The organism is Kitasatospora sp. NPDC047058 (assembly GCF_040643935.1).
Taxonomy (GTDB): Bacteria; Actinomycetota; Actinomycetes; order Streptomycetales; family Streptomycetaceae; genus Kitasatospora.
This window is the reverse complement of the sequence record NZ_JBEYVJ010000381.1, coordinates 1-6,269: the sequence shown is the minus strand read 5'-3', so window position 1 is coordinate 6,269 and position 6,269 is coordinate 1. Positions and strand designations below refer to the sequence as shown.

The following is a 6,269-nucleotide window of genomic DNA, read 5'->3' as shown; positions in this document are numbered from 1 at the left end:
GGCGGCGCCCCCCACCCCCCCCCCGCCCGGCGGGCGGGCCCCCCCCCCCTTCTGCCCCCGCCCCCGCCCCGCCCCGTCGTTCGCGCCCGTCCCCGTCCCCGTCCCCGCCCGCGTCCGACCGTCGGGGTGTCCGCCGGACGGCCCCGGTTCAGGCCAGGTCGTCGGTGCGGCCGAGGGCGTCCGGCTGGGTGCCCTCGATCCGCCGCAGCATGCGGGCCAGCATGCCGGAGAGCACCGCGCGGTCCTCGCCGACGAGGTCCTGGAGCAGCTCCTCCTCAAAGACGGCGGCCATCCGCATCGACTCCAGCCACTTGTCGCGGCCGTTCTCGGTCAGCTCGATGATCACCCGGACCCGGTTGGCCTCGTCCCGCTCCCGGGTGACCAGGTCCTCGGCGACCATCCGGTCGATCCGGTGGGTCATCGCGGCCGGGGTGAGCCCGAGCCGCTTGGCCAGCTCGCCCGGGCCCAGCCGGTAGGGGCTGCCGGAGACCACCAGGGCCTTGAGCACCTCCCACTCGGCGGAGGTGATTCCGAGCACAGTGAGCTGCCGGTCGTAGGCGACGCCCATCCGCCGGGCCACCCGGGAGAGCGTCTGCACGATGGTCTCCACCTGCGGGTCCACCGTGGGGAATTCCCGCTGGTAGACGGCCACCTGCTCGGCGATGCCCAGCTCGCGGGAGGTGGCCGGCACCGGCTTCTCTGCAGTCATGCGGACCAGTGTCGCACGCGGGGTGCACCCCTTAAGCCTTTGACTCCGCACTCTTGTGATGCTAAGACTTTAGGGCGTCAGACTTTAGCTCTTAAATCTTCCGGACTTAAGAGTATCCAGCGAAACCCTGGGCGGGAGCCCGGAGAGACTCAGTGAAGGGGTGTGCACGGTGACCGGCACGGTGAAGCAGCAGAGGCAGCAGCACGGGACGGGCGGCCCGCTGCGCCGCGTCCAGATCGGCAACGCGCTCAGTGCGTTCGGCAGCGGATTCACGATGCCGTACATGTTCGTGTACGTGGACCAGGTGCGGGGCCTGGGCTCGCTGGCCGCCGGGATGGTCTTCACCGTCTTCGCGCTGGCCGCGCTCGCCGTGCTGCCGTTCACCGGCCGCGGCATCGACCGGTACGGACCGCGCCCGGTGCTGCTGGCCGGTGCGGCGCTCGCCGCCACCGGCGCGTTCGCCTTCGGCCACGCCACCGGCACCCCGGCCCTGCTGGTCTCCTCCTTCCTGTTCGGCGCGGGTGTCACCACCTGCCAGCCGGCGCTCGCCACGATGATCGTCCGCTGCTCGACCGCGGCGACCCGCGCACACGCCTTCGCGCTGCAGTTCACCCTGGTCAACCTGGGCATGGGCATCGGCGCGCTGGTCGGCGGCCAGATCGTCGACGTCGCCGACCCGGCCAGCCTGACCCGGCTGTTCACCATCGAGGCGGCGACCTTCCTGGGCCTCGCCCTGGTCACCGGCACGGCGCGGATCCCGGCCGCCCCGCTGACCGTCGTCCAGGAGAAGACCGACGGCCCGCAGGGCCTGCGCGCGCTGGTCGCCGACAAGGCGATGCTCCGGCTCTCCCTGCTCGCCGGCCTGATCTTCTTCACCTGCTACGGCCAGTTCGAGTCCGGCGTCGCGGCCTTCGCCACCGACACCGTCGGCACCGCGCCCTCCACCCTGGGCATCGCCATCGGCGCCAACGCGCTGACCATCGTGGTGCTGCAGATGTTCATGGTGCGGGTCACCGCCCGTCGCCGCCGCACCACCGCGATGGCCGCGGCCGGCCTGGTCTGGCTGGGCGCCTGGACGATGGCGCTGGTCGCCGGCCTGATCCGGACCGAGACCATGGCCGCCACGGTCGCGATCGTCTCGATCTACGCCCTGTTCGGGGTCGGCGAGTCGCTGCTCGCGCCCACCATGGGCCCGATGGTCGCCGATCTCGCCCCGGCCCGGCTGCTCGGCACCTACAACGCCGGCTACGCCCTGGTGAAGCAGATCGCGGTCGCGGTCGGCCCGGCCGTCGGTGTGCTGCTGGTCGGCTCCGGCACCTGGCCGCTCTACCTCGCGGCGATGGCCGGCTGCACCCTGCTGATCGTCGTCCTGGCCGTGAAGCTGCGGCCGTACCTCACGGCGGCGCAGGACAACGCGGCCCCGGCCGTGGTCCACCGCGTCACCCTCCCGGTCCGGGAGCTGCAGACCGCGGCCTGAGCCCCTCCCGGGTGGTCCCGGACCGTCCGGCGCGACGGCCCGGGGGCCGCCCGGGACCGCGCTGGACAGCGTGCGAACTGCGCCGTCCGGGTCACCTGGACGGCGCCCGTCGCGCTTGGATTCGCGACCACCGGCACATAGTGTCAGTGGCTGTTGACCGCCCGGCCCCGGCCGGCACAGGCGAGACAGGCGAACGGCGAGGCTATGACGCAAGCGGCGCTCACGCACCCACCCGCACCACCAGCCCCCGCAGCCCCCGCACCGGCGCCGCGGGGGCTGGTGCGCCGGGCGGCCGACTGGTCCGGGTGGCTCGGGCCGATCGCCGTGGCGGTCTTCGCCGGCCTGCTCCGGTTCTGGAACCTCGGCTACCCCAACGCCTTCGTCTTCGACGAGACGTACTACCCCAAGGACGCCTGGTCGCTGCTGAAGCTGGGCTACGAGGGCACCTGGCCGGACAGCGCCAACACCGACATCCTGGCCGTCCCGCAGCAGATCCCGCTCCTCTCCGCGCCCGAGTTCATCGCCCACCCGCCGCTCGGCAAGTGGGTGATCTCGATCGGCGAGGCGGCCTTCGGACTGAACCCCTTCGGCTGGCGGTTCATGACCGCGCTGCTCGGCACCGTCAGCGTGCTGATGCTGGCCCGGATCGGCCGCCGCCTGTTCGGCTCGACCCTGCTCGGCTGCACCGCCGCCCTGCTGATGTCCGTCGACGGGCTCCAGCTGGTGATGAGCCGGGTCGGCCTGCTGGACGGCATCCAGATGTTCTTCGTCCTCGCCGCCTTCGGCAGCCTGCTGATCGACCGCGACCGCACCCGCGCCCGGCTGGCCGCCGCCCGCGAGGGCACCGGCCCGGACGGGGACCGGATCCGGCTCGGGTGGCGCCCCTGGCGGATCGCCGCCGGGGTGTTCCTCGGCGCGGCCTGCGGGGTCAAGTGGAACGGCGTCATGGTGCTCGCCGCCTTCGGCCTGCTCACCGTGCTCTGGGACCAGTCCGGCCGCCGCTGGGCCGGTGCCCGCCGCCCCTGGCGCTCGATGCTGCGCCGGGACGCGCTGCCCGCCCTGTTCGCCATGGTCGGCTCGGCCCTCGTGGTGTACGTCGGCGCCTGGGGCGGCTGGCTCGCCACCGGCGGCAACAACGGCGGGTACGACCGGCACTGGGCCGACGACCGGGCCGGTCTCTCCCCGGACAGCTTCCTCGGCATCCCGCTCCCGCAGGTCCCGATGACCTGGGTGCCCGCGCCGCTGCGCAGCCTCTGGCACTACCACTCGCAGATGTACGACTTCAACACCGGGCTGAGCACCCCGCACACCTACCAGTCCAACCCGTTCAGCTGGCTGGTCCAGGGCCGCCCGGTCTCCATGTACTGGGAGCAGGTGCCGAACGGCCAGCGCGGCTGCACCGCCTCCGGCGGCTGCGCGGCGCAGATCCTCGGCCTCGGCACCCCGCTGCTCTGGTGGACGGCCTGCTTCGCCCTGGTCTACCTGCTCTGGCGCTGGTTCTTCCGCCGGGACTGGCGCTCCGGCGCGGTGCTCTGCGGTGTCGCCGGGGTCTACCTGCCGTGGTTCCAGTACCAGGAGCGGACCGTCTTCTCCTTCTACATGGTCGTGCTGGTGCCGTTCCTCTGCCTGGCCGTCGCCCAGATGCTCGGCGCCATGCTCGGGCCGGAGGGCTGCTCGCCCGAGCGGCGCCGGTTCGGCGCGGCCGGGGCCGGGATCATCGTGCTGGCGATCATGGGCTGCTTCGCCTTCTTCCACCCCCTCTACACCGCGGAGGTGATCCCGATGTCCTCCTGGCAGGACCGGATGTGGTTCACCAGCTGGATCTGACCCCGGTGCCGCTCGCGGCCCAGGGCGGCCAGCTGCTGCCGGTCACCCCGCTGCTCGGGGTGGTCACCGCCGTCCTGCTGGCCGCCGCGGTGGCGGTGGCCGGGCGCGGCCTGCTCGGCCACGGGCACGCCGTGCTCCGGGCCGGGCTGCGCGCGGCGGTGCAGCTGACCGCCGTCGCACTGGTGATCACCTGGGTGGTCGGCTCGCTCTGGTGGTCGGCGCTGTTCGTGCTGTTGATGTTCGCGGTCGCGGTCCGGACCGCCGGGCGGCGGATCACCTCCGGGCCGGGCTGGGCCTGGGCGGCCGCGCCGATCGCCACCGGGGTGCTCCCGGTGCTCGCACTGCTGCTCGCCGTCGGACTGCTGCCGCCCGAGGGCCTCTCGGTCATCCCGGTCGCCGGCATCCTGATCGGCGGTGCGCTGACCGCCACCTCGCTGGCCGGCCGACGGGCCCTGGACGAGCTGCGGCAGCGCCACGGCGAGGTGGAGGCGGCACTCGCGCTCGGCTTCGAGGAGCGGGACGCCCGGCTGGAGATCTGCCGCACCGCCGCCGCGACCTCGCTCGTCCCGGCCCTCGACCAGACCCGGACGGTGGGCCTGGTCACCCTGCCCGGCGCCTTCGTCGGCATGCTGCTCGGCGGCGCGACCCCCGCCCAGGCGGGTGCGGTGCAGCTCTTCGTGCTGGTCGCGCTGCTGGCGGTGGAGTCGGTGGCGATCGTGGTGGTGTTGGAGCTGGTCGCCCGCGGGCTGGTGGACGCCGGGCGGGTCCCCGGCGGCGTCGGGTAGGCTTGGCGGCGTTGAAGGGGAGTAGCCCTCCACCGGACCGTCGACATACTGGCCCCCGCGCGGGGCCCGGCGCCCGGGGCACGCGTCGTCACCGGCGTGCCGGCGAGACCTTCGGCCGCAGTGCTGTGAATTCCAACCAGTGCTGTCGGGCCGGAGCGACCCCTGATGGAGCTGCCGCGGCCGGGCAGCCCGACCGAGGGAACCGAACCCCCGATGAGCCTGACTGTCGCCGCGATCACTTTCGGCATCGTCTTCCTGGCCGAACTGCCGGACAAGACCGCCCTGGCCAGCCTGATGCTCGGCGCCAAGTACCGCGCGAGCCACGTGTTCGCCGGCATCGCCGCCGCCTTCGCCCTCCAGGTGGGCATCGCCCTGGTGGCCGGCCACCTGCTCTCGCTGCTGCCGCACCGCTGGGTGGAGCTCGTCACCGGGGTGCTGTTCCTGGCCGGCGCCGCCATGCTGCTCTTCCACGGCGGCGGGGAGGACGACGGTCACGCCGCCAAGGAGCCGTCCGCCAACAGCTTCTGGAAGGTCGCGGGCGCGAGCTTCGTGGTCGTCGCGATCGCCGAGTTCGGCGACCTCACCCAGATCATGACCGCCAACCTGGCCGCCAAGTACGCCGACCCGCTGGCCGTCGGCATCGGCGCCTGGCTGGCGCTCTGCTCCGTCGCCGGGATCGCCATCGTCGGCGGGCAGAAGCTGCTGAAGCACGTCCCGATGAAGATGATCATCCGGGTGGCGGCCGGCGTGATGGTGCTGATGGCCGGGGCGAGCATCTTCCAGGCGATCACCGGCTGACGGCGGCTCAGCAGCCCTGGTCGGACTCCAGGGCGGCCCGGGTCTTGGGCCCGTAGACGTTGTTCTCGCCCTTGATCCGGTTGTAGCGCTGGTAGTCGTTCAGCACCGTCTGGGTCCAGTAGTCGAAGGTGCCGGTGACGATCGACTTGTCGACGAGTCCGCATTCGGCGGCCCACAGGCGCTGCTGCATGTCCTTCACGTCGGGCCCGGTCATGTTCAGCTGGAGCACCCGCACCGTCGGGGTGGCCGTCGGGGTCGGGGTGGGCGTGGGCGTCGGGGTGGGTGTCGGCGCCGGCGCGGGCGGCGGGGTGGCCGGCGCCGGGGGAGCGGCCGGGGCCTGGGTGGTGGCCGCGGCGGTCGGGGCCGCCGTCCGGGTCGGGCTCGGCTTGGCCGTCCGGGTGGCCGTCGGGCTCGGGGCGTCGCTGGTGGACGGCGGCGCGCTCGGGCTCGGCGGCGCCGGCGTGGTCGGGTCGACCGGCGCGGGCGCCAGCGAGGTGGACGGCGCCGGCTGCGCCTGGTGGCTCGGCTCGCCGGAGGGCGTCACCGCGTACGCCAGGCCGACGGTGACGGCGAGGAGGCCGGCACCGGCCGCCACCAGCAGGCCCTTGCGGCGGGCGAGCGGGTTCTCCTCGGCCTGCTCGGCCGCGGGGGCGGGGGGGGGCGGGCGCCCCGC

Annotated in this window: 6 protein-coding genes; 4 read left to right on the top strand and 2 right to left on the bottom strand. The window is 73.7% G+C overall.

Going from position 1 to position 6,269, the window contains the following annotated elements; translation table 11 throughout:
* Positions 1–148: 148 nt before the first annotated feature.
* The gene (locus tag ABZ885_RS33365) at positions 149–709 is read right to left on the bottom strand and encodes a MarR family transcriptional regulator (protein ID WP_360197098.1); all 561 of its coding nucleotides are present in this window, start codon (positions 707–709) and stop codon (positions 149–151) included.
* Positions 710–890: 181 nt separating this feature from the next.
* On the opposite strand from ABZ885_RS33365, the gene ABZ885_RS33360 reads away from it, so the two are divergent.
* The 4 genes from ABZ885_RS33360 (at position 891) to ABZ885_RS33345 (ending at position 5,596) form a co-directional block, all read left to right on the top strand.
* On the top strand, positions 891–2,186 hold the full coding sequence (locus ABZ885_RS33360; RefSeq protein ID WP_360197095.1) for an MFS transporter: 1,296 nt from the start codon (positions 891–893) through the stop codon (positions 2,184–2,186).
* Between the two features lie 204 nt (positions 2,187–2,390).
* Positions 2,391–4,013 (top strand): phospholipid carrier-dependent glycosyltransferase, encoded by a 1,623-nt coding sequence (locus ABZ885_RS33355; RefSeq protein ID WP_360197092.1) that lies wholly within the window; start codon positions 2,391–2,393, stop codon positions 4,011–4,013.
* A complete protein-coding gene (locus tag ABZ885_RS33350; RefSeq protein WP_360197089.1) occupies positions 3,992–4,798 on the top strand; it encodes an ABC transporter permease in 807 nt (268 codons plus the stop codon). The genes ABZ885_RS33355 and ABZ885_RS33350 overlap by 22 nt, the downstream gene beginning before the upstream one ends.
* A 213-nt stretch (positions 4,799–5,011) precedes the next feature.
* Positions 5,012–5,596, top strand: coding sequence for a TMEM165/GDT1 family protein (locus tag ABZ885_RS33345; protein ID WP_360197086.1), 585 nt, complete (start codon positions 5,012–5,014; stop codon positions 5,594–5,596).
* Between the two features lie 7 nt (positions 5,597–5,603).
* Here the strand turns inward: ABZ885_RS33345 and ABZ885_RS33340 are convergent.
* A partial coding sequence (locus ABZ885_RS33340; protein WP_360197083.1) for a peptidoglycan-binding domain-containing protein occupies positions 5,604–6,269 on the bottom strand: 666 nt, incomplete at its 5' end.

What these genes read in the sequence shown, in the direction of transcription:
- ABZ885_RS33365 (WP_360197098.1), bottom strand. Translation starts at nt 709, where the DNA reads ATGACTGCAGAGAAGCCGGTGCCGGCCACCTCCCGCGAGCTGGGCATC.
- ABZ885_RS33355 (WP_360197092.1), top strand. Translation starts at nt 2,391, where the DNA reads ATGACGCAAGCGGCGCTCACGCACCCACCCGCACCACCAGCCCCCGCA.
- ABZ885_RS33345 (WP_360197086.1), top strand. Translation starts at nt 5,012, where the DNA reads ATGAGCCTGACTGTCGCCGCGATCACTTTCGGCATCGTCTTCCTGGCC.